Below are 25931 nucleotides of genomic sequence, written 5' to 3' on the forward strand. Positions count from 1 at the left end.
TCCCCGAAGCGACGATGCCCGATTTCGCCGCGCTGCGCAGCCGCTTCCCGCTGCTCGCCGAAAAAACCTACCTCAACAGCGGCTCCTACGCGGCGTTGGCCGACTCGGTGCGCGCCGCATTCGGGCGCTACCTCGACGACCGGCTCGAGGTCGGCGCGAACTGGGACGTCTGGGTCGCCAAGAACGAGGCGGTGCGGCGCGCCGTCGCCGGCATCCTCCGCGCCGACCCCGACGAGGTCGCAGTCACCACGTCGACCACCGCCGGGCTGAACGCCGTCGCCAGCGCCCTCGACTTCACCGGGCCGCGCGACACCGTCGTCACCACCACACTCGAGTTCCCGACCAACGCCCAGGTCTGGCATGCGCAGGTGCCGCGCGGCGCGCGAGTGGTCCAGATCGCCGCCGACCCCGACGGCACGATCCCGGTCGAGCGCTTCGCCGCGGTCATCGACGAGCGCACCAAATTGGTCGCGATGACCCATGTCTGCTTCCGCAACGGCGCCCGCCTCGATGCCGGTGCCATTGCCGCCGTCGCCCGCGAGCGCGGGGCGCTGGCGTTGCTCGACTGCTACCAGTCGGTCGGGTCGATGACCGTCGACGCCGGCGCACTCGGCGTCGATTTCGCGGTCGGCGGCATGTACAAATACCTGCTTGCGACCGCCGGGATCGGCTTCCTGTATGTCCGCGGCACGCTGGCGCGGACGCTGGTGCCGACCAATTCGGGCTGGTTCGCGCAGGCCGACATCGGCGCGATGGACGTCACCGGCAACTACCCGTCGCCGAGCGCCCGCCGCTTCGAGGCCGGCTCGCCCCCGGTCGTCGCCTGCTACGCCGCCGAGGCCGCGCTGGCGATCGTCGCCGAGGTCGGGACCGACGCCATCGAGGCCCGGGTCCGCGACCTCTCGGGCCGCTGCATGGACCGGCTTTCCGACATCGGCTGGCCCGCCGTGACGCCCCGCGACGACGCCCGGCGCGGTGCGATGATCGCGGTCCCGTCCCGCGACAGCGCCGGCCTCGACGCCGCCCTGTTCGCGCGCGGCATCATCACCTCGCACCGCGACGCGAACCTCCGCGCCGCCTTCCACTTCTACAACGACGACAGCGACATCGAGGCCTTCATCACCGCAATGTCCGGGCTCAAGGCCGCGTTCGCACCGCAGGGAATTGCCTGATGCAGATCGTCGTCCTCAAGGCTGACGAGGTTCGGGCCCTGCTGCCGATGGCCGACTGCATCGCGCTGATGCGCACCACCATGATCGCGGTCGCGGAGGGGCGCGCCGCGATCCCGCTGCGCAGCGTCGTCCGGATGCCCGGCGACCGCGGCATGATGGGCAACATGGGCGGCTATCTCGGCGAGCCCGAGTGCTACGGCGTCAAGATCGTCAGCCTGACGCCCCGCAACATCGGCACCGAATACTCGTCGCACCTCGGCGTCGTGCTGCTGTTCGAGACCGACCACGGCCGCCCGGTCGCCTTCCTCGACGCCGGCGAGATCACCGCGATCCGCACCGCCGCCGCCAGTGGACTGGCGACCGACCTGCTGGCGCGCCCCGAGGCATGCGACCTCGCCATCCTCGGTTCGGGCGAGCAGGCGCGCAGCCACCTCGCGGCGATGCGCGCGGTGCGCCCGGTGCGCCGTGTCCGCATCTGGTCGCGCCGCGCCGAAAGCGCGCAGGCGTTCGCCGACAGCGAGGGCGAGCGCCACGGCATCACCATCGAGGCCTGCACTAACGTTGCCGACGCCGTCCAGGGCGCCGACCTGATCTGCACCGTCAGCAAGGCCGCCGAGCCGATCCTGCTCTCGACCGATGTCGCCGACGGCGCCCACATCAACCTCGTCGGCTCCAGCATTGCGAGCGCCGCCGAAGCCGACATCCCGCTGGTCGCGCGCGCCCGGTATTTCGTCGACCTGCGGCTGTCGACGGTGAACGAGGCGGGCGAGTACCTCCGCGCGCTGGCGGCAGGCGCGATCACGCCCGCGCACATTCGCGGCGAGATCGGCGAGGTCGCCAACGGCTCGGTCGCGGGCCGCACCTCACCGGGCGACGTGACAATCTACAAGTCGCTCGGAATTGCGGCACAGGACCTCGCCGCCGCACATTTCGTCACCGCAAGGGCGCGTGAGCAGGGGGTAGGACAGCGCGTCGACTTCTAGGGGAGGGGCCGTCATGCAACCTGGATTGGCATCCGCGCGCACGCGGGTATGAATCACGCCAGGTCCACGGGATTGTCTCGATACAAAGACGTCGGCGAACGTCCGGGTCTGGTGGTTAGCCGCCGTTATCAAGGTGCGGATAATACGCCCGATAATCCGGGTGCACGGCAAACAGGGCAGCAAAACTTTCCCCGTCCCTGAAGAATAATGTCAACTGCCGCCCGAGATCACCATAATCTTCAATTGCAATCGATGCGGTCTCAAGCGTGGAATGCTGGTCATCGATAGCAGTCAATGACTCGCCTCTATCCCCCAAATATTCGCCATCGATCACGTTTGCATGAGCGTCGGAGTTGTATTGATCGGAAGGCAAAAACGCGCCGAATGCGACACCCATAGGAGGGTCCAAATGCTTGTCTTATGAAGACTCCGGCCTTTCTGCGAAGATAGGCCGCCGCCGACGAGCCGCAAACTCGCCGGTGGCGGGAAGGGACGGATCGTAAAAATGCTGGTCGTCATGGACCGAGCTAGAGTTTGATCGCCCTTCTCTTTTCCTGTGGCCTGAACGGATACGTGGGCTTGTGGGCCCGCATGACAAGCAGAGGACCTGGAAAAGATGGAGACCAGTATAGCTCAGAATGTCGGCGTCGATATCTGCAAAGCGACGCTCGACGTTCACTTGCACCCGGCGGGCACAGCCCGCCAGTTCACCAATGATGCCAAAGGCCTCAAGGCCTTGCTGGGCTGGCTTGCAGATCGTCGCATCGCCCGCGTCGTCTTCGAGCCGACCGGACGCTACCACCACAACTTCGAGCGCCGGCTCGGTAGTGCCGGCTTGCCGCTTGCCAAGGTCAACCCGCGCCAGGCCCGGCGCTTTGCCGAGGCAATCGGCTGCAACGCCAAGACCGATGCAGTCGACGCCGCGATGCTGGCACGCATGGGTGCCTTGCTCGAGCTGCCGTCGCGGCCAATCGTCAGCGAGATCCTCGACGATATGAAGGAGTTGCAGGTTGCCAGGCTCGGCCTGGTCAAGGACCGGACCGCTGCAAAGAACCGCGAGCATGTTTGTCGCTCGCGGCTTTTGAAACGCCACGCCGCGCAGCGGCTTGCCCAGATCGACCGGCAGATCGCCGCGATCGACGCCGAGCTGAAAGCCAGCCTGTCCCGCGAGCCGGACCTTGCAACGCGCTTCGAGGTTCTCGTCTCCATTCCCGGTATCGGCGAGACTACGGCGATCGCCATGCTCATCGAAATGCCCGAACTCGGAACGCTCGACAGCAAGCAGGTCGCGTCGCTGGCCGGCCTCGCACCAATCGCCCGCGACAGCGGGCAGCACCGCGGCAAGCGTCATATCCGGGGCGGACGAGCCCAGCTGCGACACGCGCTTTACATGCCCGCGCTCGTCGCCACCCGGTTCAACGCCGACATGAAGGCTAAATATAAGGCTCTCGTTGCTGCCGGAAAACCGCCGAAAGTAGCCATCACAGCGGTCATGCGTAAGCTCGTCATCCTGGCAAACTCGCTGCTCAAAACAGGCAGAAACTGGACACCGAAATCCGCTTGATCACAACGGATACTCTAGAACGGCTGTTCCGACTGGCATCTCGCCTTGATACACGCTGACCCGCATAGCTTGGTGTCTCACGCTGGCTGGTTGTCTGCAAGTGGGCGTAAGCGGTCGTCCCCGCCTCTAGACTTGCAGGCTCTATGATCGCCAACAACCAGGAAATGGGCCTACATTCGGGCGGGATGACGACAAGCGATTGAAGTAAACGCAATGGAAATGCGACCACGTCCGTCCGCTCTGGCCAGCGGCGTGTGTCAGCACTGTCCTACACATCGCACATCTGGTACAATGTAGCCACGCTTGCCTCATCGTCGCTGTTCTTTCTCATCGCCGATCCAACCCTGGCCCAGGAATTGCAAAAGTCTCGAGGGTGTAAACTCTGACAACTCTCGTTCAAATTTGCGGCTGCTCAGTGGCGGTTGTTACCGGTCTCGCTCTACGCGGCGTCGGCCTTCGCCACCGCCTGCAGGCGGGTGCGCCAGTCCTCGGGCCAGGCCACCGCGCGGCCGGTCGACGTGTCGATCAGCGCCTGCACCAGCGCGACCGTGAACCGCGGCGCACCGTCGACCGTGGCCGCAACCTCCAGCTCGATCGAACTCGTCCCGACCCGCTTCAGCCGCACCCCCAGCGTCAGCAGCTCGCCCATCCGGCACGCCACCTTGAACTCGGTGGTCAGGGTGATCGTCGGCAGCCCCCGCCGCTGCTCGCCGTGGAGCGTGGCGCGGTCGATGCCCAGCGTCGCCGCGGTCCAGTCCTCGATGCCCGCATCGACCAGCGCCAGCAGCCGCGGGTAATAGCCGATCCCGGCGGCGTCGCAGTCGCCGAAGCGCACCGGCAGCGTGACCGTGAAGGCCATTCAGCCGGCCAGCAGGGCGCGGGCGATGACGATCTTCTGGACCTCGCTGGCGCCCTCATAGATGCGCAGCGCCCGGACCTCGCGGTACAGGCTCTCGACCGGCACGCCGTGGACGACGCCGAGGCCGCCGTGGATCTGGACCGCCTTGTCGATGACCGACTGCGCGTGGTCGGTGGCGTACAATTTGGCCATCGCCGCCTCGCGGCTGTTGCGGCGGCCCATGACGTCGCGGGTCCAGCCGGCACGGTAGATCAGCAGCGCGGCGGCATCGACGTCGACCGCCATCTCGGCGAGCATCGACTGGATGACCGGGTTGTCGGCCAAGGTCTTGCCCTGCAGCCGCCGCGACTGGGCGCGTGTCGTCGCCTCGTCGAGTGCCCGCCGGGCGAAACCGAGCGCCGCCGCACCGACCGTGGTCCGGAAGATGTCGAGCGTCGCCATCGCGTGGGTGAAGCCGCGGCCGGCCTCGCCGAGCAGCGCATCCTCCGGCAGCGTCATGCCGTCGAAGCGCAGCGTCGCCAGCGGGTGCGGCGCGATCACCCGGATACGCTCGGCGATGACCAGGCCCGGCGTGGTCGCGGGCACGATGAACGCCGAGATGCCCTTGGCGCCGGGGGCCTCGCCGGTGCGCGCGAACAGGATGTAATAGTCCGCGATGCCGCCGTTCGAGATGTAGGTCTTGGCGCCGTCGATGCGCCAGCCGTCCGCGGTCCGCGTCGCCGAGGTGGTCATGTTGGCGACGTCGGAGCCGCTGTCGAGCTCGGTCAGCGCGAACGCCGCCATGGTCTTGCCGCTGGCGACGCCGGGCAGGTACGCCGCCTGCTGCGCCGGGGTGCCGAACAGGCTGATCGTGCCCGAGCCGAGGCCCTGCATGGCGAAGACGAAGTCGGCGAGGCCGGAGTGGCGGGCCAGCGTCTCGCGGATCAGCGACAGGCTGCGGACGTCGAGGCTGTCGTGGACGCCGCCGTGGCTGGCCGGGACCGCGTAGCGCAGCCAGCCGCCCGCCCCGAGCAGTCCGAGCAGGTGGCGGCACTCGCGGTCGACGTCGGCCTCGTCGTGCGCCAGCCCGTCCAGTTCGCGGACGCACCAGGCATCGAGGTCGTCGGCAAGACGCCGGTGGTCGTCGCCGAGAAACGGCCACTCGAGGAAGCTGCGGTCGGGCATCAGTTTCCCTCGAACACCGGGGTGCGCTTGTCGACGAAGGCCTCGAAGGCGCGGGTGAAGTCCTTGGTCTGCATGCAGATCGCCTGCGCCTGCGCCTCCATCTCGATGGCGACGTCGAGGCTGACCGCCCACTCGGTGTTGAGCTGGGTCTTGGTGATGCCGTGCGCGAAGTTCGGCCCGGCGGCGAGCATCGCGGCATAGGCCTGCGCCTCGCCGAGCAGGGCGGCGGCGTCGACGATGCGGTTGTGGAAGCCCCAGCGCTCGCCCTCGTCCGCGGTCATCATGCGGCCGCTGAACAGCAGGTCGGACGCCCGGCCCTGGCCGATGATGCGGGGCAGGATCGCGCACGCGCCCATGTCGCACCCCGACAGCCCGACGCGGGTGAACAGGAAGGCGGTCTTGGTCGCGGGCGTCGCGAGGCGGATGTCCGACGCCATCGCGAGGATCGCGCCCGCACCGACGCAGATGCCGTCGAGCGCGGCGACGATCGGCTGCGGGCAGCCCCGCATCGCCTTGACGAGGTCGCCGGTCATCCGGGTGAAGTCGAGCAGCTCGGGCATCGCCATGCGGGTCAGCGGTCCGATGATATCGTGGACGTTGCCGCCCGAGCTGAAGTTGCCGCCAGCGCCGGTCAGCACCACCGCCTTGACGCTGCGCGCATAGACCAGCGCGCGGAACAGGTCGCGGAGCTCGGCATAGCTCTCGAAGGTCAGCGGGTTCTTGAGCTCGGGGCGGTTGAGCGTCACCGTCGCGACGCCGGCCTCGAGGCTCCAGCGGAAGTGGGTGGGGACGTAGGTCTCGGGGTTGAAGCCGGTCATGGCATCTCCTCAACATTGGCGTGGGCGATCGACACCTTCATCGCGCCGAGCAGGTCGAACATCAGGTCGCGCTGGTCGGGCGAGATGCCCGCCAGCATGGCGTCGATCCAGCCGTGGTGCGCTTCGGCGAGCTCGTCGAAGTAGGTCTGGCCCGCGCGCGTCAGCCGGGCGACGCTGGCGCGGCGGTCGGCGGGCGACGGCTCGAGGCTGACATGGCCGTCGGCAACCAGCTTCTGGATCAGCGCGGTGACGTTGCCGTTCGAGACGAGCAGCGAGCTCGACAGCGCGCCGAGCGTCATGCCGTCGGGGTGCCGGTCGAGCGCAGCGAGCACGTCGAAACGCGGCAGCGTCGTGTCGAAGCGGGCGCTGAAGCCGCGGCGGACCTGCTTCTCGATGACCATCGTGCAGCTCAGCAGCCTGAGCCATAACCGGACGTTCGACGAGCGCCCCAGCGCGCCGTCGTGTTTCTCACGCATCGCCGATGCCATCAGTTCACTTCCCCGCCCGCTATGTTGATCGTCTGCCCGGTGACCGAACCGCTGCCGGGCAGGCAGAGCCATAGCACGGCATCGGCGATCTCCTGCGGGTCGATCAGGCGGCCCTGCGGGTTGAACGCCGCGAGGTTGGCGCGGGCGGTTTCGGCGTCGCGCCCGGTCTTGGCGACGATGTTCGCGATCGAGCGCTCGGCGATCGGCGTGTCGGTGAAGCCCGGGCAGACCGCGTTGACGGTGATCCGCGTCTTCGCCAGCTCGACGGCGAGCGCGCGGGTCAGCCCGACCGCACCGTGCTTCGCGGCAGTATAGGCGGCGGTGAAGGCGTAGCCCTTGACCCCGGCGGTGCTGGCGACGGTGACGACGCGCCCGGCAGCGGCCGCCCGCAGGTCGGGAATCAGGGCCTGCGTCATCATGAACACCGCGTCGAGATTGATCGCCATCATGCGACGCCAGTGGCCGAGATCGATGCGCTCGAATGCCGCGCTTTCCGCCGCGCCGGCGTTGTTGACGAGGATCGAGACCGGGCCCGAGCGCTCGCGTGCCGCCGCGACAATCGCCGCAACGCCGTCGGGATCGGTGATGTCCCCTGCAATCCCAGTGATTTGCGCATGGTCCGCCGCAACGCTATCGAGCAGCCCGGCCCGCCGCCCGACGATAGTGACGGTGGCGCCGGCCGCGGCCAACGTGCGCGCGATCGCAGCCCCGATGCCGGTGCCGCCGCCGGTGACCAGCGCGTGCGTGCCCGAGAGCTGGGCGTTCCCGGTCATTGCATGCCTTCCCAAACGCTTTAGGTTTGAAACGTTAGCCGCGATCCACTAGCTTGCAAAGCCACGACCAGCACCAGGGGGCAGTCTTTTGCGCATCAGCATCGTCGGTGGCGGCCCGGGCGGCTTCTATCTCGCCATCCTGACCAAGAAAGCCAGGCCCGACTGGACGGTCGAGCTGTTCGAGCAGAATCGCGCCGACGACACCTTCGGGTTCGGCGTGGTGTTCTCGGACGAGACGCTGGGCGAGTTCCTCAGCCGCGATCCCGAGTCCTACGAGATGATCGCCGACGCCTTCGCCTACTGGGACGACATCCGCGTCCGCTACAAAGGCCACGACATCCGCTGCGGCGGCAACGGTTTCGCGGGCTGTGCGCGGCTCAAGCTGCTGCAGATCCTGCAGGCGCGCGCCGAGGCAGTGGGGGTCGAGGTCCACTTCGGCGAGGTCATCGACCCGGCGGCGGTGGAAACCCGCTTCGCAAGTTCCGACGTGATCGTCGCCGCAGACGGCATCAACAGCCGCATCCGCGACGCCCATTCCGATCACTTCGGGCCACGCATCGCCTACATGCGCAACAAGTTCACCTGGATGGGATCGACCCGCCAACTCTCTGATTTCACGTACTTTTTCCGCGAGACCCCGCACGGCATCATCGTCGCCCACTGCTACCAGTACGAAGCCGCGCACTCGACCTGGGTGATCGAGACGACGCCCGAATGCTGGGCCGGCCACGGCTTCGACACGCTCGACGAGCACGCCGCTGCCCGGGTCCTCGAGGGCATCTTCGCCGAGGAACTTGAGGGTCACCCATTACTCGTGAATCGCTCGCTTTGGCGTAACTTTCCAACCATTTCATGCACCAACTGGAGCTACGGCAAGATCGTCCTGCTCGGCGATTCGATGGCAACCGCGCACTTCTCGATCGGTTCAGGCACCAAGCTGGCGATGGAGAGCGCGATCGCGCTGTCAGACGCCCTGCTCGAGCACGGCGAGCGCGACGTCCAGGGTGCCTTCGCCGCCTACCGCGAGAACCGCGCCACGGCGATCGAGGTCACCCAGCACAATGCCGGCGTATCGCTGGCCTGGTTCGAGCATATCGCGCGCTCGTGGGACATGCCGCCGGTACAATTCGCAATGATGGTGATGTCGCGCGCCAAGTCGATCACCTGGGACAATCTCGAACTGCGCGACCCCGCCTTCCTCGAAGCCGTCGAGGACGACTTCTACCGGAGCTACGCCGCGGACACCGGCATCGACCTCGGCAAGAAGCGCCCGACGCCGATGTTCACGTCGTTCAAGCTACGCGACCTCGTCATCCCCAACCGCGTCGTCGTCGCTCCGATGGCGCAGTACCGCGCGGTCGATGGCGTGCCCGGCGACTGGCACCTGATGCACTACGGCGCGCGCGCCGTCGGCGGGGCCGGGCTGGTTTATGTAGAGATGACCTGCACCTCGCCCGAGGCGCGGATCACGCTCGGCTGCCCCGGTCTGTGGAACGACGAGCAGGAAGCGGCATGGCGCCGCATCACCGACTTCGCCCACGCCAACGGCCCGGCCAAGATGGCGATGCAGCTCGGTCACGCCGGGCGCAAGGCGTCGACGCAACTCGGCTGGGAGGAGGCCGACCACCCGATCGCCGACCCGGCGCTGAACTGGCCCCTGGTGTCGGCATCGCCGCTGCCGTGGTTCCCGGGCGAGAGCCAGGTGCCCGCCGAGCTCGACCGCGCCGGCATGGACGCCGTCGTCGCCGATTTCATCGCTGCCACCCAGCGCGCCGACCGGGCCGGCTTCGACCTGCTCGAGATGCACGCCGCGCACGGCTATCTGCTCGCCAGCTTCCTGTCGCCCCTGACCAACCAGCGTACCGACAACTATGGCGGCAGCCTCGCCAACCGGCTGCGCTTCCCGCTCGAGGTGTTCGCGGCGATGCGCGCGGCGTGGCCGGCGGCGAAGCCGATGTCGGTCCGTCTGTCGGGCAGTGACTGGCTCGACGGCGGCATGAGCGAGACCGACCTGCTCGCCGTGGCGCGCGCCTTCCACGACGCCGGCTGCGACCTAATCAGCATGTCGTCGGGGCAGACCGTGCCGGACCAATCGCCGGTCTATGGTCGCATGTACCAGGTGCCGTTCTCCGAGGCCGTCCGCAACGAGGTCGGGGTCGCGACGATGTGCGTCGGTGCGATCACCGAGCCGGGGCAGATCAACACCATCATCGCGTGCCGCCGGGCCGATCTGGTCGCGCTCGGGCGGCCGCATCTGGTCGACCCGTTCTTCGCGACCCGAGCCGCGGCCTGGTACGGCAAGCGCGCCGTCGCGGTCGCGCCGCCATACATGGCCGGAGCGGCGCAATTGATGCGGGAAACCGAGAAGGCCCGTGACAAGCAGCGCGACCTTCAGGTCAAAGCGAAAATCACGAGCGGGGCTAAACGATGAGCGCGCGCGCACTGCTGCCAGACGGCTGGCCGGTCCCCAAGGGTTATGCCAACGGGATGGCGGCGACCGGCCGCCTCGTCGTCACCGCCGGCGTCGTCGGCTGGGACGCCGAGGGCCGCTTTGCCGAGGGGCTGGCCGCCCAATGCGCGCTCGCCTTCGCGAACATCGTCGCGATCCTGGCCGAGGGTGGCGCGGTCCCCGCCGATGTCGTCAAGCTGACATGGTACATCACCAGCCGCGAGGCTTATCTCGCCGAGGTCAAGGCGATCGGCGCCGCCTACCGCGCGGCGTTCGGCGGGCATTACCCGGCAATGGCGGTGGTGCAGGTGACGGGGCTCATGGAAGCCGCCGCCCTCGTCGAGATCGAGGCGACGGCGGTCGTCGGAGTCTAGCGCTGTACCCCCTCAGTAATTGATCGCGGGCGACATCGACGGGTAGAACACCCCGATCAGGTTCATGCCCTCGGGGCTGGTGCACTCGACCGAATGCGACTGCTTGCGCGGCAGGAAGATCGTGTCGCCGGCTGCAATCGCGGTCTTTGTCGCATCGGTCCACATGATGCCCTCGCCCGACAGGATAGTGATCGTCTCCTCGTAGAGATGGCGATGGTGGGCGGCGCGTGACTGCGGGATATGCCCGATGAACTGCGTGACCTCGGTGCCTTGCGTCTCGCCGTCGACGAGGACCTGGTAATAGCGGTCGGCCATCGCCGCGCGCTTGGAGGGATCGACCGCCTCCACCCGTACGGCTACGCTGGCATCGAACGTTGACGGCATCTCGGTGAGGATTTCGGGCTGGGGGCCGAGCGGGCAGACCGTGAGGTTGAGCCGCATCGGAACCGCTGCGGTGATCCGGAACGCCTCGCCGGTGCGGACATAGGCACCGCTTTCGGGCGGCAGTTCAAAACGCCGGTCGCCGATCTCGATCTCGCCGAAACCCTCGATGACGTAGATCACGGTGTCTGCGGAGGCGAAGCACACGATCGGCGCGACTCCCGTCGCAACTGTACCGCTGAACTGGCTGAGGCGCTTGGCCCCGTCTGCCGGCCCGATCACTTGGTAGAGCGCGAGCCCGCCCTCCCGAAGCGTCGCCGCCGCCTTGGGCCGTATGACGAAGCAGTTGGCATCGAGCGCCGCCCGGCCCGCGCCGTCGGCGTTGTCGGTCATCGCCACCAATGCTGCGTCGGAGGCGTCGTCTTCCATCGGTGCACCGTAGCTCGCCGACAGGCTGTTGTGCGCGCCGTCGCAATAAGGCCCGCTCATCGTCCGCTTGCAGGCGCAGAGCAATTCCTCGTCGGTCTCCTGCGCCTTGAACATCAGCGGCTTGAACTTCGTCCCGACGTGCGAATTGTCGCAGAAGGGCTGCTCTTTGCTCAACCCGCAGGTGCACCACAGGTACCGCTGGCCTTCGACGAGTGCGACCAGGCAGGGCTTGGTTCCGGCAACGACAGGTTCGTCCATGTCCATCTCACCATTCCGCGATATCGACGACATCCGTAGCCCACGTCCCGGCCGGGCGAAACTATTTTCACCCTAAAGCATCTCGCCAGGGCGGTTTTGCCGCTATACCCTTCGAAGGCTGCCGCCTATGGCTTGGGCTTCAATATCTCCCTCGGTCGAAGCGGCTGTGATCGGTGGTTTTTTCGGAGAAGCGTGACGATGGCGGACAGCGAAACTTCGAGCGGCGCCGATTGGTCGCGCCTGCGGGCTCGCTTCCGGCTGCTCGACACCCAGCTCTTCATGAACAGCTGCTCCTACGGCCTGCTTTCGGACAGCGTCGAGGCGGCGTTTCACGAATATCTCGCCGACCGCCACGCCCACGGCAGCCACTGGGACGCCTGGATCGGGCGCTATGAAGGCCTTCGTGGCGACTTCGCAGCCCTGCTCGGTGCCGATCCGAGCGAGATCGCCGTCACCGGCTCGGCATCGGCGGGCATCAACTCCGTCGCCACTGCGATGCGCTTCGACGAAGGACGCGACAAGGTCGTGATCACCGACCTCGAATTCCCGACCAACGCGCAGATCTGGTACGCGCAAGCCGCGCGCGGTGCGACTGTCGAACGCGTCGCTGCCGACAGCAACGCGACGCTGCTCGAGCGCCTCGAGTCGGTCATCGACGAGCGCACCAGGATCGTCGCCGTCACCCACGTCTGCTACCGCAACGGCGAGAGGATCGACGTCGCAGCAGTGGCCCGGCTGGCCAAGGCCAGGGGGGCGCTGGTGCTGATCGACGGATTCCAGGCGGTGGGCACGATGCCGATCGACGTCCGCGCGCTCGACTGCGATTTCTACGTCGGGGGGACGTTGAAGTACCTGCTCGGGACGGCGGGCGTCGCCTTCCTGTACGCTCGCGCCGCCACGACGGCGGCGATCCAGCCGACGAGCACCGGGTGGTTTGCGCAGGAGGACATCGGTGCGATGGACCACACTGCGCATCATCCGGCGCACAGCGCGCGCCGGTTCGAGGGTGGCACGCCGCCGGTCCCGAACATCTATGCGGCGCGTGCCGGTCTGAAGATCATCGCCGAAATCGGGCTCGAAGCAATCGGTGCGCGTATCGCCGGCCTGACCGCGCGCATCGTCGAGCATGCCCGCCGCCTGCACATCCCGATGGCGACGCCGGACGACCCCGTGCGGCGCGGCGCGATGGTCGCGCTACGCTGCCACGATGCCCCGGCGCTGGTGACGGCGCTGCATAACGCCGGCATCGTCACCTCGTCGCGCGACGGCAATCTCCGACTGTCCCCGCACTTCTACAACCAGGACGCCGACGTCGACCGGGTCTTCGCCGCGATCGAAGCCAACCGCGGGCTCGCGCTTTGACGGTCGCGACATGAGCCAGGCGACCGACGCCTTCGACGACTGGATCCGCGGCAATTTCGTCGCGATGAACACTGCGCTCGAGGCGCTCTATTTCGCGCAAGACGACCGCGCCGCGGTGGACGGCGTCGGCGACGACATCAAGGCGGCGATCCGTGACGAGGGCCACGCCCATGTCGTCGCGCTCTGGCGCGAGGGAAACACCGGTGCCGGCTTCGAAAGCGCGTTCGAGGTGCTTGGCAACGTCGGGCTCTACATGGGCGCACTGCGGCGGCACGAGCTGACCAATCCCGCGCGCGAAGATCGCTCGCCGTTCCGCGAGGCGTCGTCGCTGGCGCTGCTGGCGGGTGCGTCGATCGGCATGGCACCGCGCTTCGCCACCGCCCATCTCGCGACCCATAACCGGGCTGTCGCGGGCGTCCGCAAAAGCTTCACGACCCTTCCTGACGAGTTCCTGTTCATCGACGAGAATGCGCGCGCCATCCTGTGCGTCCAGCGCGCCGCCGATGCCCTGCACCGGATTCTCGCGCTGGGCATCACCAGCCCGGTCGCCGACGTCCAGCTCGAAGCGGCGGCAGCGGCGCTGGCGGGCATGCGGACGATCAACGCGCGCCTGTTCGGGGGCCTCGATACCGACCGTTTCTTTTACAGCGTGCGGCCGTACTACAAGCCGTACCGCGTCGGGCGGCACGAGTTCCGGGGCGCGAACGCCGGTGACTTCTCGGGCATCAACGAGGTCGACCTGCTGCTCGGCCTGTGCAGCGCCACCGACCCGAACTACGCGCAGTTGCTCGTCGACAAGATGCCGTTCATGCGCCCCGAGGACCAGGCCCGGCTGCGCGACTGCATCCCCCAGCCGAGCCTGCTCGACGGCCTGCTGGCTTCGGCCGCGAATGGCGGCCCGGCGTGGCGGCGCAACGCGGCGCTGTTCCTGGATGTCGTCGCAATCTACCGCGAGACGGCGATCCAGCATCACGACCAGCTCGTGACCAAGTTTATCCTGGGACCGTCGGGAGAACTCCGGCCGGATCAGCGGACGCAGCTCACCGCCAGCGGTCCGCCCCTCGACGTCTTGATGGCGTCCCTGGCGTTGCTTCGCGATCAGCGCGCTGCGGCACCTGTCGAGGGCATCGGGTCGCGTCACGACGACCTCGCCCACTTGAGCCGCCTGGCAACCGCCGCCGATCCGGACAGTGCACCTCGACCATAGCTCTGCCGCAGCGACGCCTTGCTCCCGCCTCCGCAGATCCGACCATGCGTTTCACGCGACGGACTTGAGACGCTTGGGGTTTTCGGATGGCAACCGAAGCTCCGCTGACCATCCGCTCTCCAACCACGCCAGAAAAGCCTCCAGCGGCATCGGCCGCGCGAAATAATAGCCCTGCGCAATGCGGTAGCCCAGGCTGCGAAGCTGCTGGAGCTGCTGCTCGGTTTCCACGCCCTCGATGATGCAGTCGAGGCCAAGCGTCTGGCAGAGCCCGAGGATCGCGTTGACGATATTCCGGCCCGAGGGTTTGCTTATGTCCGAGACGAAACTGCGATCGACCTTGACCCGGTCGAGCGGCAGTCGGTGCAGGTAGCCGAGGCTCGAGTACCCCGCGCCAAAGTCGTCGAGGGCGATCCGGCTGCCGAGGCTCCTCAGTCGCTTGATACCCGAAACCGCCGCTGTGAAGTCTCGCATCAGTGCAGTCTCGGTCAGTTCGAATGTCACCCGCTTGGGATCGATACCAGCATCGGTGATTTCATCGATGAGGCGGCAGACGGTGTCGGGCGATATGATGTCCTGCGCCGACAGATTGAACGAGAGCCCGATCGCCTGCGGCATGAATGCCAAGCTGTGGAGTGCTTTCTGAAACAGCTTCAGGGTAATCGCGTGGATGATGCCCAGCCGCTCCGCAGTGGTGATGAACTGCTCCGGCGGCACCACGCCGACGCGCGGGCTGGTCCACCGCCCGAGGGCCTCGACACCCAGGACGGTCATCGTCTCGGCGCATATTATGGGCTGGAACTGGACGTGCAGCTCGGCTTCGAGGTTTGCACCCTGCAGGGCCGCTTCGATCGATCGCTCGGATCTGATCAGCGTCTCATGCTCGAGTGAAAACAGGGCACAGCTGCCACGCCGAACCGATTTGACGTGATAGAGTGTGTAGTCCGACCGGTCGAACAGCTCGTGCGCCGAGGAGCCTGCCTCTGGAAACATCGCGAGACCTCCCGAACAGCCGACCGACACCCGGTTGCCGTCGATCTCGAAGGGGCAGGCGAGGACGTCGCACAAGTCCTGGCCGATCTCGCGCGCGCGATCGACATCATCGGTAATCAGGATGCCGAATTCGTCGCCTCCCAGCCGGGCGATGACGAGCGTCTCGCCGGCACGACCCGCAAACCGTTCGCCCACCGCGCTGAGCAGTCTATCGCCAAATAAATGGCCGTACGAATCGTTCACAGCCTTGAATCTGTCCAGATCGAAAACGCCGACCACAAATCGCTCTTTGCTGACTCGACCTGTGCACAGAAGCTCCTCGAGGCGCTGGAAGAAATAGCGCCGATTGGGGAGTCCGGTTAGGGAATCGGTCATCGCCAGGAGCGCATTTTCCTTGCTCAGTCGTTGCGCTTCACGTTGTTCGATTGCCAAAGTTTCTTGAACTCGAACAAGCCTGACGAAAGCGGAAAAGTTGTCTAGCAAAATCTTAACTACGACTCCGGTCACCAGAGCGATATTGATTGCAATCGCGATAAAAACGCGATTTCCCTGAATGAAAGAATAGGCCACATACGGAGACGTAACGAACGCCATTACGAGCAGTGCTGCCTGCGGAAGATGGACAAGACAGGTTATGCAGCCGATCATTGTTACTGCGATGAATATGGCGACGTGCCCGTGTTCGATCTGTCCACCATATTGGTCGATGAAAAGTGCCCAACCGACGAATGCGATACTAAGCGGGATCGACACGAGTGTCGCGTTGCGGATCTGAAATCGCGCCCGTGCAGCATCGACGATCGCAGCATCACGAGATAGCATCCAGTGTAATATCCGCCATGTCGAAGCGATTATTAGCAGGACGGGAATATAAATGACGAGCCAGTTTGGTGCGTACAAATAATGGGTGTATGCTACTGCTAATGCATTGACTATAAGAAGCGAATACATCCACGGAATCTGGCGCTTGAGCTCGCCGTATTGGGCAATCATGATTGCGGGTTCGGTCGATAAACCAAGCCACTTATCTATATTCATTGGTATAAGTCGCCTTTCGGCGCTGGTAATAAACACGAATTTGTTAACATTGCGTCGACCCGTGGCACGACACACCTGGCGTCGACACTATACGGACTGTGCGTCGGTTGCTCTTCACCGGATGCTAAGCCCGCTGCCCTAGCCTGCACGCTCATGGTCGCGGGCACCTTTTGGCACGTCGGCGATGATCAACCGGAGCATGGCATGCAGACCGATCATCGACCTGAGTACGCCAACGCAACGAATGGGCTTTGTCCCCATGGGTAGGACGAGCAACCGGAAACCGTCGGGGAAAGCTGCCCCAGACTGTGCAACCCGCATGATTTTGCGTACCGCGGCCCTGTTGGTCGCAAGCGGTCTGACGGCGACAGCGACCCTTGCCGCCACGCCTTTTCCGCTCGGGGTCTATGTCGGCAACGCCGACGCCTCGAGCCCAGCAGCAATGGCCAGCTTCAAGGCATCGTACGACGCGCACAACGCCATTCTTGGTGAAAAGCCGAAGTACTTCAACACCTTCACCGACTATCGCTTCGCCCCGAGCACTTGGGCATCGTCGGCGCGCTTTGGCGCGGTATCGGCGACGCTGAGTGGTGCCGACTATCTTGCCGCATCGTCCGGAATCACGCCCGATGTTGGCGTCCCGATGTCATGGAGCGGCCAAGGCACCACCAAGGTTGCCGATTTCTACCGCGCCACCATCGCCGGTACCTACGACAGCGCCTACAAGGGCATCGTCGATGCCTGGGCCGACGGCGGCTACAAGACGGTCGACTTCCGTCCCGGCTACGAGATGAACGGTACCTTCCAGATCTGGTCGCCGAACAACTCCAAGGACCCGGCCGCGAACCAGCTGTTCGTCCAGGCCTTCCAGCACATCGCCGACCTCCTCCACAGCGAGGGCGACGCACGCGGCATCGATGCGGTCGTCCACTGGAACCCGACCGCGATCAACTACACAAACTACCCGGTGACCACGCTGTACCCGGGCGACGCCTATGTCGACGTCATCGGCGTCGATGAATACAGCACCATGTACCCGCTCGACCTGACCGACTGGCGGACCGCGAACCACGTCCAGATGGCCAACGTCACCGAATGGGCCGCGGTGCCGGAAAACCGGGCCCACTATTTCCTGTATCCGAACGCCACCCAATATCTGCCGACGCCGACGCTCACCAGCAAAGGCTGGTCGCTGGCGCAAGCGATCACGCTGGCGGAGCTCCATGACAAGCCGATCGCCATCGACGAGACCGGGGTTGGCCCCTCAGGGACATCGGTCGGGCTCGCCGATGACCCCGAGTTCCCCAAGATTCTGGCGCAGATACTCGCCGATGCCGAAGCTCGTGGCGTCACGGTGCGCAACGTCAATATCTGGGACACCAACCTTTCGGACGGAAACTGGAACTTCATGAATGGCTCGAAGCCTTTGACCGCGGCGGCGTGGCGCGAGTATTTCGGCTTGATCCCGCCGGTCGGCATCCCCGAGCCGCGAACGTGGATGCTGCTGCTGCTGGGCTTTGGCCTCGCGGGAGCCCGGATCCGCCGCGCCCGGACCGGCCACCGCGCCGCGGCGACCGGCTGACCACCACCCGACCCGGCATCGACGACCTCCGCAAAGTGGCGGTTTCCAGCCTCGCATCGCGCGTCCGCCGCACGGCGGCTCGCGTGTTCGATGCCGGGGTGGACGTTGCCGCGCACGACGGCGAAAAGACGCTCGTCGCGCAGTTCATCGCGGCGGTGCTGATGGCGGCGATCGTCGCCGCCAACCTCGGCATCCGCTTTGGCCTTGCCTGGATCGGCCTCGCAATCCTCGGCGAGCTTTTCATTTACCTGTTGCTGCGGCTCCGGTTCCGAAAGGGGGAGCCGGGAACGCTTGGCGCGCGCGCTCTGTACGTGGCGGGGTGTTGCACCATCGCAAGCATCTGGGCGAGTATTCCGCTGGCGTTCTGGTTTGTCGGGACCCCTGGGTTGAGCGCGGCCGCAATCGTTATCATCGCGAGCTCGCTCATCCACGCGCAGGCGTTCGCCTATCGATCGATCGCGGTGCTTGTCGCAACCGGCGGACCGTCGGCGCTCGTGCTGCTGCTTCTGCCGTGGCTTGGCGAGCCACTTACCGACATCGAGCTGATGTCCTTCTCGCTCGCGACGATCTTGTCGATCGGCTACGCCTGCGCGAGTGTCCATGCGCACCGCGGGGCCGCAAGAACGTTGCAGGCATTGCAGGACGAGCTTGAGCGCTTCGCCTATTTCGATGCGCTGACGTCGCTCGCCAACCGGCGGCAGTTCAGCGACAACCTGCGCAAGTTGATCGCGCTGTCCGAGCGGCGCGGCACGCGCTTCGCGCTGCTGCTGCTCGACCTCGACCAGTTCAAGCAGATCAACGACACGCTCGGCCACGACGCCGGCGACGCGTTGCTGATCGCGGTCGGGGCACGGTTGCGCAACGCCATCCGCGCCGAGGACAATGTCGCGCGCCTGGGCGGCGACGAGTTTGCCATCCTGCTGTCCGGAGCCGACGATGCGGCCGCGATCGCCGCGGTCTGCGAGCGCATCGCCAGCAGCTGCGGCCCCGCCGTCGACTTCAACGGCATCTCGATCCGGTCGAGCCTGAGCGTCGGCGTTGCGCTGTTCCCCGATAATGGCGACCGTCAGGACAGTCTCTACAAGTCCGCCGATCTCGCACTCTACGAGGCCAAGCACTCCGGTCGAAACACCTGGCGCCATAGCGGGTTGACCGTCGAGCCGATCGCGCGGCGCGTACCCGCCGGAGCATCGACGTAGCGCAACACCTTCGGTGCCGAGGACTACGCCGACCACCCGGCCTAAGCCGACATCGCCAAAACCGCCTGAAGCGACGGGCGCGGTTCCGGCCGCGTCGAACCGACGATCGTCGCGGGCGAGGCGCTAGTTCCAGTCGCCTGCAAGCGCTTGCCACAATCCGACGGAGACCGCCGCAGCCGTGTCGGCGCGCAGGATGCGGGGCCCGAGCGAAACCCCGATCGAACCCTGGACAGCGCGAACGGCGTCGCGCTCGGCAGGCGTGAAGCCGCCTTCGGGTCCGATCAGGATCGCGGTGGGGCCTGGCCGCGCGGCTTCGGTAAACGGCGCGCCGCCGGTTTCGTCGGCGAAGATCAACGTGCGATCCGCCGGCCAGTCCCGGAGCAGCGCCGCCAGTGTCAACGTCTCCGACATTTCGGGCAGCGCCGTCCGTCCGCATTGCTCCGCCGCCTCGATCATGTGCGCGCGCAGCCGGTCGAGGTTGAGCTTGTCGACCACGGTCCGCGCCGTCAGCACCGGCACCAGCCGCGCGACGCCGAGCTCGCAGGCCTTCTCCGCCACCCAGTCGATGCGACCGCGCTTTAGGGGCGCGGCGCACAGCCACAGGTCGGGTACGGTCTCGCGGACCCCGAGCTGTGCCTCGATGCGAATCCCGAGCGCCTTGCGCGTACCGCCGTCGACCCGCCCGAGCCACTCTCCGGTGCGGTCATCAAACAGCCGCACCGCGTCGCCGGGGTTCAGTCGCATGACCGTGGCGAGGAAATGGCTGGCGGGGGTCGGCAGCACAATCGCCGCGCCGAGGCCGAGCGGCTGATCGACGAACAGCCGCGGCGTGCTGGCGGGGAGGCGTTCGTCGCTGCTCAACGTCCACCGTCCTCACGAATGTTCGCCCCACCTAGCCCCGTCATGCTGGCGAACGCCAGCACCCATCGCCGTGCGAGCACCGCGGCCCGGGCTGCGCGGCACGGTAGGTGCTGGCGTTCGCCAGCATGACGCCGGTAAAGGGTGAGCCGCATGTCGAGCATCGCCACCCCCGACGCGGAGAGCGTCCCCGCCAGCTGGGTCGACCGGCTCCCGCTCGGCCTGCGCGACTACGCCCGCCTCGCGCGCTTCGACCGCCCCATCGGCAGCTGGCTGCTGTTCTGGCCGTGCGCCTGGGGGCTGGCGCTGGCGGGAGGCCTGCGCGAGCATTGGCCGCTGCTGTTGTGGTTCCTCGCGGGCAGCATCGCGATGCGCGGCGCGGGGTGCGTCTACAACGACATCGTCGACCGCGACCTCGATGCCCGCGTCGCTCGCACCCGCGACCGGCCGCTGGCAAGCGGGCGCGTCCGGCTGAAGGCGGCATGGGCGTGGCTGGTCGCGCTGGCGCTGGTCGGGCTGGTGGTGCTGCTCCAGCTGCGGTGGCAGGCGCAAATTATCGCGCTCGGCTCGCTGGCGCTGGTCGCCGCCTATCCGTTCATGAAGCGCATCACCTGGTGGCCGCAGGCGTGGCTCGGGCTGACCTTCAACTGGGGCGCGCTGGTCGCCTGGATCGCCTTCGCCGATCCGTCGTGGGGCCTCGCGGCGCTGTACGCGGCGGGCATCGCGTGGACGCTCGGCTACGACACCATCTACGCGGTGCAGGACATCGAGGACGACGCGCTTGCCGGCATCAAGTCGAGCGCGCGGGCGCTGGGCGACGGCGCGCGGGCGGGAGTCGCGGCGTTTTACACGGCGACGGCCGCGTTGCTCGGGGTCGCGGTGTGGAGCGTCTATCCGGGGCCGGTCGCTCTGCTGGCGCTAGTGCCGGCGGCGGCGCATCTGGCGTGGCAGGTCAGCGCACTTGGCGACCGCTCGTCGGCCAACGCGCTGCGGTTGTTTCGCTCGAACCGAGCTGCCGGACTCCTGGTGTTTGCGGCGCTCGCGGTGGTCGGGCTGTCGTAGGCCACGCTTGAACATCTTCGACGTGCGATAAGCAGACGTTCAGTCAGCTCGTATGAGACTGAAACCGTCCATTCCTTCCGCCTTTATCACCGCTTTGGAAGCCACGCCCGACGCTATCTCGGGCGTTAGTTTAACGCCCGTTACCACTATCGACGTCCAAGCCGGATGATGCTCAAACACGGTCCAAAGCATATCGACAGGGTCGGAGCCCAGATTAAAGACGGCACTGTTCTGGCCGATACTCGACGCGCACGCTTCGAACCATGCGCGATTATGGTCAGTGTCAACAATCCAGACCGCATCTGAGGGGCTAGCAGAATAAGCGGTCTCGAAGATAATGAGGACTTCCATCGCCGTCTCCTGCCCGGATGCGCAAATGTCCGCAACCGGGCGCAGCGGCCATCCCGACACACCCCGGGGATGACGCCGCCCGCCAAACGCCCTACATCCGCTTCATGCTCACCGTAGATGCCGCGCTCGAACGCCTCACCCATGCCCTCGGCGAGGCGCGCAAGGGTGGGGCCACTGCCGCCGACGCGGTCTATGTCGGGGATGCCTCGACCTCGGTCAGCGTGCGCCTGGGCGCGCTCGAGGATATCGGGCGCAGCGAGGGCGAGGAGGTTGGCCTGCGGGTTTTCGTCGGCGACCGCGCGGCCAGCGTGTCGACCTCGGACCTGTCGCCGAACGGCCTCAGCCTCGTCGTCGAGCGGGCGCTGGCGATGGCGCGCGAGGCGAGCCCCGACCAGTGGGCCGGCCTCGCCCCGCCTGAGCGCCTGATGCGGTCGGGCGTTCCCAACCTCGACCTCGACGACGGCGGTGACCCCTCCGCGGAGAGCCTCAAGGCCGCAGCGCTCGCCGCCGAGGACAGTGCGCGCAGCGTCGAGGGCGTCACCAATTCCGAAGGCGGCGGGGCCAGCGCCGGCCGCGCCGTGACCGCCCTCGTCACATCGACCGGTTTCGCAGGTGGCTACCGCGGCACCAGCTACGGCCTGTCCGCCAGCGTCATCGCCGGTGTCGGCGAAGGCATGCAGCGCGACTATGGCTACCACACCGCGCGCTATCTTGCCGACCTGGAAGGTGCCGAGGCGATCGGGCTCCGCGCCGGCCACCGGGCGATCAAGCGCCTCAACCCGCGCAAGCTCGAGACCCAGGCGCTGACCATCGTCCTCGATCCGCGCGTCGGGACCAGCCTGCTCGGGCACCTCGTCGGCGCGATCACCGGCGGCGCAATCACCCGCAAGTCGAGCTTCCTGCTCGACAGCCTCGGCAAGCAGGTGTTCGCGCCCGGCATCGAGATCATGGACGATCCGCACCGTATCCGTGGCCTGCGCTCGCGCCCGTTCGACGGCGAGGGGCTGGCGACGACCCCGACCCCGATCATCCGCGACGGCGTGCTGACCCAGTGGCTGCTCGATTCGAGCGCGGCGCGGCAGCTTGGCCTCGCCCCGACCGGGCACGCAGTACGCGGCACCAGCGGGCCTCCGGGCGCGGGTCCGGCCAACCTGCACATGGCGGCGGGCACGCAGACGCCAACCGAACTGATGGCCGGCATCAAGCGCGGCATTTACGTCACCGAGCTGATCGGTATGGGCGCCAACGGCCTGACCGGCGACTACAGCCGGGGTGCGTCGGGCTTCCTGATCGAGGACGGCGAGCTGACCGTGCCCGTCGCCGAGGTGACGATCGCGGGCAATCTCAAGGACATGTTCCTCAACCTGACGGTCGCGAACGATCTCGATTTCCGCCACGCCACCAATGTGCCCACGATCCGCATCGAGGGCATGACGCTCGCCGGTGCCTGACGTCCTCGAGCAAGGCGGGGGAGACGATCTCGCCCTGCTCGTGCGCTGCGTCCGTGCGGCGAGCGAACTCGCGATGGCCAGCTTCCACGACAAGGTCGAGGTCTGGGACAAGTCGCCGGGCAACCCGGTCAGCGCCGCCGACATTGCCTGCGACGACTATCTGAAGGACCGCCTGCTCGGCGCCCGCCCTGGCTACGGCTGGCTGTCGGAGGAGACCGCCGACGCACCCGACCGGCTGGCCTGCGAGCGCGTCTGGGTAGTCGATCCGATCGACGGGACCCGCGACTTCGTCCGCGGCCGCACCGGCTGGTGCGTCTCGGTGGCGCTGGTCGAGCATGGCCAGCCGGTGCTCGCGGCGCTGGCGGCCCCGGCGCGCGGGCAGTTGTTCGTCGCCACCAAGGGGCGCGGCGCGCAGTGCAACGGGGTCCGGCTGCGGACCAGCGGGCTGGCGACGCTGGAGAACGTTCGCCTGCCGATGGACCCGCCCAATCTCACTGCGGCGTTCTGGCCGTCGCCGTGGCCGGGCAGCGTCGTCGAGAAGCCGAACAGCCTGGCGCTCCGCCTCGCCAAGATCGCCAGCGCCGAGGCAGATGCGTGGCTGGAGGGCCGCACTGTCAACGAATGGGACCTCGCCGCCGCCGCGCTGATCTGCACCGAGGCCGGCGGCACCGTCACCGACCGCGCCGGGCGGCCCCTGGCGTTCAACCAGCCCGACCCGGTCATCCACGGCGTCGCCGCCGCGTCGAGCCCTGAACTGCAGGGTGAGGTCCGCGAGCGGCTTGACTACGCGCTCAAGGCACTCGGAGCGGCGCGGCGGCGTTAGCGAAATGCGTCCGCTTCCGGACGTGGGGCAATACAGGGAAGGGCCGTCACCGATGCGTCTGCCGACGACCGCCACCGCACCCTTCTGCCCGCCCGAGGTAGTCGGCACGGTCGCCGTGCCGGTCGGGCTGTCGCTGCTGCAGAAGTTCTTCCGCTTTGCCGGTCCGGGGCTGCTCGTCTCGGTCGGCTACATGGACCCCGGCAACTGGGCGACCGACATCGAGGCCGGGTCGCGCTACGGCTATGCCCTGCTGTTCGTCGTCGTCGCGTCGAGCCTGGCGGCGATCGTGCTGCAGACGCTGGCCGCCCGGCTCGGCATCGCCTCGGGCCGCGACCTCGCGCAGATCGCACGGGACCGCTATTCGCCCGCCGTCGCGCGCTTCCTGTGGGTGCTCGCCGAAATCTCGATCATCGCCTGCGACGTGGCCGAGGTGCTCGGCAGCGCGCTGGCGATCAAGTTGCTGTTCGGCCTGCCGCTGTGGCTCGGCGTCTGCCTGACCGCGTTCGACACGGTGCTGGTGCTCGGCCTCGCGGGTCGGGGATTCCGCAGCGTCGAGGCGATCGTGCTGGCGCTGGTCGCGACGATCGCGGCGTGCTTCGCCATCCAGCTGGCGATCGTCCAGCCGAGCCTGACGGCGATCCTGCCCGGGTTTATCCCTGACCCGGCCAAGCTTGCCGACCCGCACGCGTTGTACCTCGCCATCGGCATCCTCGGCGCGACGGTGATGCCGCACAATCTGTACTTGCACTCGTCGATCGTGCAGACCCGGGTGGTCGCCCCGACGGTGCCGGCGCGGCGCGAGGCGATCCGCTTCTCGACCGCGGACATCGTCGTGTCGCTGCTGCTTGCCAGCCTGGTCAACGCGGCGATCCTGATCCTGGCCGGTGCCACGTTCCACGGCAGCGGCAACACCAATGTCGCCGATATCGAGGATGCGTGGCGGCTGCTGACACCGCTGACCGGGGCCGCCATCGCCGCGCCGCTGTTCGCGGTCGCGCTCTTCGCCAGCGGCCAGAGCGCGACCTTCACCGGCACCATCGCCGGCCAGATCATCCTCGAGGGCTTCCTCGACCTGCGCATCCCGTGCTGGCAGCGCCGCCTGATCACCCGCGGGCTGGCCTTGGTCCCGGCGCTGACGGGGGTGCTGTGGTTCGGCGATCACGCGGTCGGGAAGCTGCTGGTGCTGACCCAGGTCGTGCTGTCGGCGCAGCTGCCGTTCGCGATCTATCCGCTGGTGCGCTTCACCGGCGACCGCTCGATCATGGGGCAGTTCGCAAGTCCGGTGTGGCTGCGGGCGCTGGCGTGGGTGCTGTTCGCGGTCATCGCGGCCGCGAATATCTGGCTGGTCGTCGACTTCCTCGGCTAGATCTTGCCGTCGAGGAACGCGCGCACCGTGGCGACCGTGGCGGCGGGGTTCTCCTCCATGATCCAGTGGCCGGACGCCGGGATGACGGCACCCCGCACGTCGCTGGCGGCGAATTCGGTGACGGCCTGCATCGTCCGGCCGAACGATTTCTCGCCGCCGACCGCAAGCACCGGGATGGTCAGCTTGCCCGCCGCGACGAACGCCTTGTTGTCGACCGCGTCCTTGTCGAACGCCGCGAACTGCGCGAACCCCGAGTGCATCGCGCCGGGTAGCGCATACAACGCCGCGTAGTGAGCCCGCGAAGCTTCGTCGAACTTCTTCGGGTCGGAGGAAAAGTCGTTCCAGAAGCGGTCGAGGTAGATCCGCTCGCGCCCCGCCACCAGCCGCTCCATGTCGGGGCCACCGAAGCGGAAATGCCAGAGCAGCGGGTTCTTGATGATCTCCTCCCACGGCCCGACGCCGGGCAGCGGCGCGTCGATCAGCACCAGTTTCGTCACCCGGTCGCGAAATTGCGCGGCGAAGGCATAGGCGACCATGTTGCCGATATCGTGGGCGACGACGTCGGCGCTGCGGACCTTCAACACGTCGAGCAGCCCGGCGATGTCGCGGCCCTGCGTCGCCTTGTCGTAGCCACCTGCCGGATGGTCCGACAGCCCCATGCCGCGCAAATCGGGGACAATGACAGTGTGGTCGCGCATCAGCTCGACCGCGAGCGGGGTCCACATGTCGCCGGTCTCGCCGTAGCCGTGAAGCAGCACTACCGCCGGGCCGCTGCCGCCGACGCGGACATGGAGCGTCGTGCCGTTGGTGGCGATCTCGCTGATCCGGAACTTCGCCGGATAGGGCCTGACCTCGGCGGTGGCCGCAGTCGCCAAGGTCAACGCGAGGGCGGCAATCAGGGCGCGATGCATCGGCGTCTCCGGAGGTCGC

24 protein-coding genes are annotated in these 25931 nt (G+C 67.1%); 13 read left to right on the plus strand and 11 right to left on the minus strand.

Annotation, left to right across the window (positions count from 1 at the left end; genetic code table 11):
* Positions 1 to 14: 14 nt before the first annotated feature.
* Positions 15 to 1172, plus strand: a complete 1158-nt coding sequence (locus tag KX816_17080) for an aminotransferase class V-fold PLP-dependent enzyme (protein QXQ08639.1) — start codon at positions 15 to 17, stop codon at positions 1170 to 1172.
* Positions 1172 to 2155 carry an ornithine cyclodeaminase family protein gene (locus KX816_17085; GenBank protein QXQ05901.1) on the plus strand — a complete coding sequence of 328 codons (984 nt, stop codon included), beginning with the start codon at positions 1172 to 1174 and terminating at the stop codon, positions 2153 to 2155. The genes KX816_17080 and KX816_17085 overlap by 1 nt, the downstream gene beginning before the upstream one ends.
* Before the next feature lie 115 nt (positions 2156 to 2270).
* Here the strand turns inward: KX816_17085 and KX816_17090 are convergent, their stop codons facing one another.
* Complete coding sequence (locus KX816_17090) at positions 2271 to 2552, minus strand: hypothetical protein (protein ID QXQ05902.1); 282 nt, start codon at positions 2550 to 2552, stop codon at positions 2271 to 2273.
* Positions 2553 to 2771: 219 nt separating this feature from the next.
* Here KX816_17090 and KX816_17095 point away from each other — a divergent pair, with 219 nt between their 5' ends.
* On the plus strand, positions 2772 to 3719 hold the full coding sequence (locus KX816_17095; protein QXQ05903.1) for a transposase: 948 nt from the start codon (positions 2772 to 2774) through the stop codon (positions 3717 to 3719).
* A 439-nt stretch (positions 3720 to 4158) separates the two neighbouring features.
* Here the strand turns inward: KX816_17095 and KX816_17100 are convergent, their stop codons facing one another.
* From KX816_17100 to KX816_17120, 5 genes are read right to left on the minus strand one after another with little or no spacing between them, the layout of a single operon-like run.
* Positions 4159 to 4578, minus strand: a complete 420-nt coding sequence (locus KX816_17100) for an acyl-CoA thioesterase (protein ID QXQ05904.1) — start codon at positions 4576 to 4578, stop codon at positions 4159 to 4161.
* The gene (locus KX816_17105) at positions 4579 to 5742 is read right to left on the minus strand and encodes an acyl-CoA dehydrogenase family protein (protein ID QXQ05905.1); all 1164 of its coding nucleotides are present in this window, start codon (positions 5740 to 5742) and stop codon (positions 4579 to 4581) included.
* Positions 5742 to 6560 (minus strand): enoyl-CoA hydratase family protein, encoded by an 819-nt coding sequence (locus tag KX816_17110; GenBank protein QXQ05906.1) that lies wholly within the window; start codon positions 6558 to 6560, stop codon positions 5742 to 5744. Before KX816_17110 ends, KX816_17105 begins: the two co-directional genes overlap by 1 nt.
* Positions 6557 to 7048: a MarR family transcriptional regulator gene (locus KX816_17115; protein ID QXQ05907.1), complete on the minus strand. Its 492-nt coding sequence runs from the start codon at positions 7046 to 7048 to the stop codon at positions 6557 to 6559. The genes KX816_17110 and KX816_17115 overlap by 4 nt, the downstream gene beginning before the upstream one ends.
* Positions 7048 to 7821, minus strand: a complete 774-nt coding sequence (locus KX816_17120; protein QXQ05908.1) for an SDR family NAD(P)-dependent oxidoreductase — start codon at positions 7819 to 7821, stop codon at positions 7048 to 7050. The genes KX816_17115 and KX816_17120 overlap by 1 nt, the downstream gene beginning before the upstream one ends.
* A gap of 88 nt (positions 7822 to 7909) precedes the next feature.
* Between KX816_17120 and KX816_17125 the strand changes: the two genes are divergently transcribed.
* Together KX816_17125 and KX816_17130 are read left to right on the plus strand one after the other, a co-directional pair.
* Positions 7910 to 10252, plus strand: a complete 2343-nt coding sequence (locus tag KX816_17125; GenBank protein QXQ05909.1) for an FAD-dependent monooxygenase — start codon at positions 7910 to 7912, stop codon at positions 10250 to 10252.
* Positions 10249 to 10644 (plus strand): RidA family protein, encoded by a 396-nt coding sequence (locus KX816_17130; protein ID QXQ05910.1) that lies wholly within the window; start codon positions 10249 to 10251, stop codon positions 10642 to 10644. The genes KX816_17125 and KX816_17130 overlap by 4 nt, the downstream gene beginning before the upstream one ends.
* A 12-nt stretch (positions 10645 to 10656) precedes the next feature.
* On the opposite strand, the gene KX816_17135 is transcribed toward KX816_17130, so the two are convergent.
* Positions 10657 to 11712: a cupin domain-containing protein gene (locus KX816_17135; GenBank protein QXQ08640.1), complete on the minus strand. Its 1056-nt coding sequence runs from the start codon at positions 11710 to 11712 to the stop codon at positions 10657 to 10659.
* 198 nt (positions 11713 to 11910) lie between these two features.
* Between KX816_17135 and KX816_17140 the strand changes: the two genes are divergently transcribed.
* Entirely contained in the window at positions 11911 to 13074 is a 1164-nt protein-coding gene (locus tag KX816_17140) for an aminotransferase class V-fold PLP-dependent enzyme (GenBank protein ID QXQ05911.1), read from the plus strand.
* 10 nt (positions 13075 to 13084) lie between these two features.
* A complete protein-coding gene (locus KX816_17145; GenBank protein ID QXQ05912.1) occupies positions 13085 to 14281 on the plus strand; it encodes a DUF1864 family protein in 1197 nt (398 codons plus the stop codon).
* A gap of 51 nt (positions 14282 to 14332) precedes the next feature.
* On the opposite strand, the gene KX816_17150 is transcribed toward KX816_17145, so the two are convergent.
* Entirely contained in the window at positions 14333 to 16222 is a 1890-nt protein-coding gene (locus KX816_17150) for an EAL domain-containing protein (GenBank protein ID QXQ08641.1), read from the minus strand.
* Positions 16223 to 16628: 406 nt separating this feature from the next.
* Between KX816_17150 and KX816_17155 the strand changes: the two genes are divergently transcribed.
* The gene (locus tag KX816_17155) at positions 16629 to 17891 is read left to right on the plus strand and encodes a glycoside hydrolase family 26 protein (protein ID QXQ05913.1); all 1263 of its coding nucleotides are present in this window, start codon (positions 16629 to 16631) and stop codon (positions 17889 to 17891) included.
* 35 nt (positions 17892 to 17926) lie between these two features.
* Positions 17927 to 19090 (plus strand): GGDEF domain-containing protein, encoded by a 1164-nt coding sequence (locus KX816_17160; GenBank protein ID QXQ05914.1) that lies wholly within the window; start codon positions 17927 to 17929, stop codon positions 19088 to 19090.
* Positions 19091 to 19213: 123 nt separating this feature from the next.
* Here the strand turns inward: KX816_17160 and KX816_17165 are convergent, their stop codons facing one another.
* Positions 19214 to 19951, minus strand: coding sequence for a 16S rRNA (uracil(1498)-N(3))-methyltransferase (locus tag KX816_17165; protein QXQ05915.1), 738 nt, complete (start codon positions 19949 to 19951; stop codon positions 19214 to 19216).
* Positions 19952 to 20101: 150 nt separating this feature from the next.
* On the opposite strand from KX816_17165, the gene ubiA reads away from it, so the two are divergent.
* On the plus strand, positions 20102 to 21010 hold the full coding sequence (ubiA, locus tag KX816_17170; protein ID QXQ05916.1) for a 4-hydroxybenzoate octaprenyltransferase: 909 nt from the start codon (positions 20102 to 20104) through the stop codon (positions 21008 to 21010).
* Positions 21011 to 21049: 39 nt separating this feature from the next.
* Here the strand turns inward: ubiA and KX816_17175 are convergent, their stop codons facing one another.
* A complete protein-coding gene (locus KX816_17175; protein QXQ05917.1) occupies positions 21050 to 21361 on the minus strand; it encodes a hypothetical protein in 312 nt (103 codons plus the stop codon).
* Positions 21362 to 21465: 104 nt separating this feature from the next.
* Between KX816_17175 and KX816_17180 the strand changes: the two genes are divergently transcribed.
* The 3 genes from KX816_17180 to KX816_17190 all read left to right on the plus strand — a co-directional run bounded on the left by KX816_17180 (position 21466) and on the right by KX816_17190 (position 25001).
* Positions 21466 to 22812 (plus strand): TldD/PmbA family protein, encoded by a 1347-nt coding sequence (locus KX816_17180; protein ID QXQ05918.1) that lies wholly within the window; start codon positions 21466 to 21468, stop codon positions 22810 to 22812.
* A 73-nt stretch (positions 22813 to 22885) separates the two neighbouring features.
* Complete coding sequence (locus tag KX816_17185) at positions 22886 to 23635, plus strand: 3'(2'),5'-bisphosphate nucleotidase CysQ (GenBank protein QXQ08642.1); 750 nt, start codon at positions 22886 to 22888, stop codon at positions 23633 to 23635.
* Positions 23636 to 23687: 52 nt separating this feature from the next.
* Positions 23688 to 25001 (plus strand): Nramp family divalent metal transporter, encoded by a 1314-nt coding sequence (locus KX816_17190; protein ID QXQ05919.1) that lies wholly within the window; start codon positions 23688 to 23690, stop codon positions 24999 to 25001.
* Here KX816_17190 and KX816_17195 read toward each other — a convergent pair.
* A complete protein-coding gene (locus KX816_17195; protein QXQ05920.1) occupies positions 24998 to 25912 on the minus strand; it encodes an alpha/beta hydrolase in 915 nt (304 codons plus the stop codon). The two genes, KX816_17190 and KX816_17195, sit on opposite strands and share 4 nt — an antisense overlap.
* Positions 25913 to 25931 lie beyond the last annotated feature (19 nt).

This window comes from Sphingosinicellaceae bacterium, assembly GCA_019285715.1.
Classification (GTDB): Bacteria; Pseudomonadota; Alphaproteobacteria; order Sphingomonadales; family Sphingomonadaceae; genus Glacieibacterium.

Excerpts from the sequence above, each read along its gene's own strand:
- ubiA (QXQ05916.1), top strand. The coding sequence starts at position 20,102 with ATGTCGAGCATCGCCACCCCCGACGCGGAGAGCGTCCCCGCCAGCTGG.
- KX816_17145 (QXQ05912.1), top strand. The coding sequence starts at position 13,085 with ATGAGCCAGGCGACCGACGCCTTCGACGACTGGATCCGCGGCAATTTC.
- KX816_17105 (QXQ05905.1), bottom strand. The coding sequence starts at position 5,742 with ATGCCCGACCGCAGCTTCCTCGAGTGGCCGTTTCTCGGCGACGACCAC.
- KX816_17150 (QXQ08641.1), bottom strand. The coding sequence starts at position 16,222 with ATGTATTCGCTTCTTATAGTCAATGCATTAGCAGTAGCATACACCCAT.
- KX816_17190 (QXQ05919.1), top strand. The coding sequence starts at position 23,688 with ATGCGTCTGCCGACGACCGCCACCGCACCCTTCTGCCCGCCCGAGGTA.
- KX816_17155 (QXQ05913.1), top strand. The coding sequence starts at position 16,629 with ATGATTTTGCGTACCGCGGCCCTGTTGGTCGCAAGCGGTCTGACGGCG.
- KX816_17175 (QXQ05917.1), bottom strand. The coding sequence starts at position 21,361 with ATGGAAGTCCTCATTATCTTCGAGACCGCTTATTCTGCTAGCCCCTCA.
- KX816_17195 (QXQ05920.1), bottom strand. The coding sequence starts at position 25,912 with ATGCATCGCGCCCTGATTGCCGCCCTCGCGTTGACCTTGGCGACTGCG.
- KX816_17120 (QXQ05908.1), bottom strand. The coding sequence starts at position 7,821 with ATGACCGGGAACGCCCAGCTCTCGGGCACGCACGCGCTGGTCACCGGC.
- KX816_17135 (QXQ08640.1), bottom strand. The coding sequence starts at position 11,712 with ATGGACGAACCTGTCGTTGCCGGAACCAAGCCCTGCCTGGTCGCACTC.
- KX816_17080 (QXQ08639.1), top strand. The coding sequence starts at position 15 with ATGCCCGATTTCGCCGCGCTGCGCAGCCGCTTCCCGCTGCTCGCCGAA.
- KX816_17085 (QXQ05901.1), top strand. The coding sequence starts at position 1,172 with ATGCAGATCGTCGTCCTCAAGGCTGACGAGGTTCGGGCCCTGCTGCCG.
- KX816_17185 (QXQ08642.1), top strand. The coding sequence starts at position 22,886 with ATGGCCAGCTTCCACGACAAGGTCGAGGTCTGGGACAAGTCGCCGGGC.
- KX816_17130 (QXQ05910.1), top strand. The coding sequence starts at position 10,249 with ATGAGCGCGCGCGCACTGCTGCCAGACGGCTGGCCGGTCCCCAAGGGT.
- KX816_17115 (QXQ05907.1), bottom strand. The coding sequence starts at position 7,048 with ATGGCATCGGCGATGCGTGAGAAACACGACGGCGCGCTGGGGCGCTCG.
- KX816_17110 (QXQ05906.1), bottom strand. The coding sequence starts at position 6,560 with ATGACCGGCTTCAACCCCGAGACCTACGTCCCCACCCACTTCCGCTGG.
- KX816_17140 (QXQ05911.1), top strand. The coding sequence starts at position 11,911 with ATGGCGGACAGCGAAACTTCGAGCGGCGCCGATTGGTCGCGCCTGCGG.
- KX816_17180 (QXQ05918.1), top strand. The coding sequence starts at position 21,466 with ATGCTCACCGTAGATGCCGCGCTCGAACGCCTCACCCATGCCCTCGGC.
- KX816_17090 (QXQ05902.1), bottom strand. The coding sequence starts at position 2,552 with ATGGGTGTCGCATTCGGCGCGTTTTTGCCTTCCGATCAATACAACTCC.
- KX816_17100 (QXQ05904.1), bottom strand. The coding sequence starts at position 4,578 with ATGGCCTTCACGGTCACGCTGCCGGTGCGCTTCGGCGACTGCGACGCC.
- KX816_17095 (QXQ05903.1), top strand. The coding sequence starts at position 2,772 with ATGGAGACCAGTATAGCTCAGAATGTCGGCGTCGATATCTGCAAAGCG.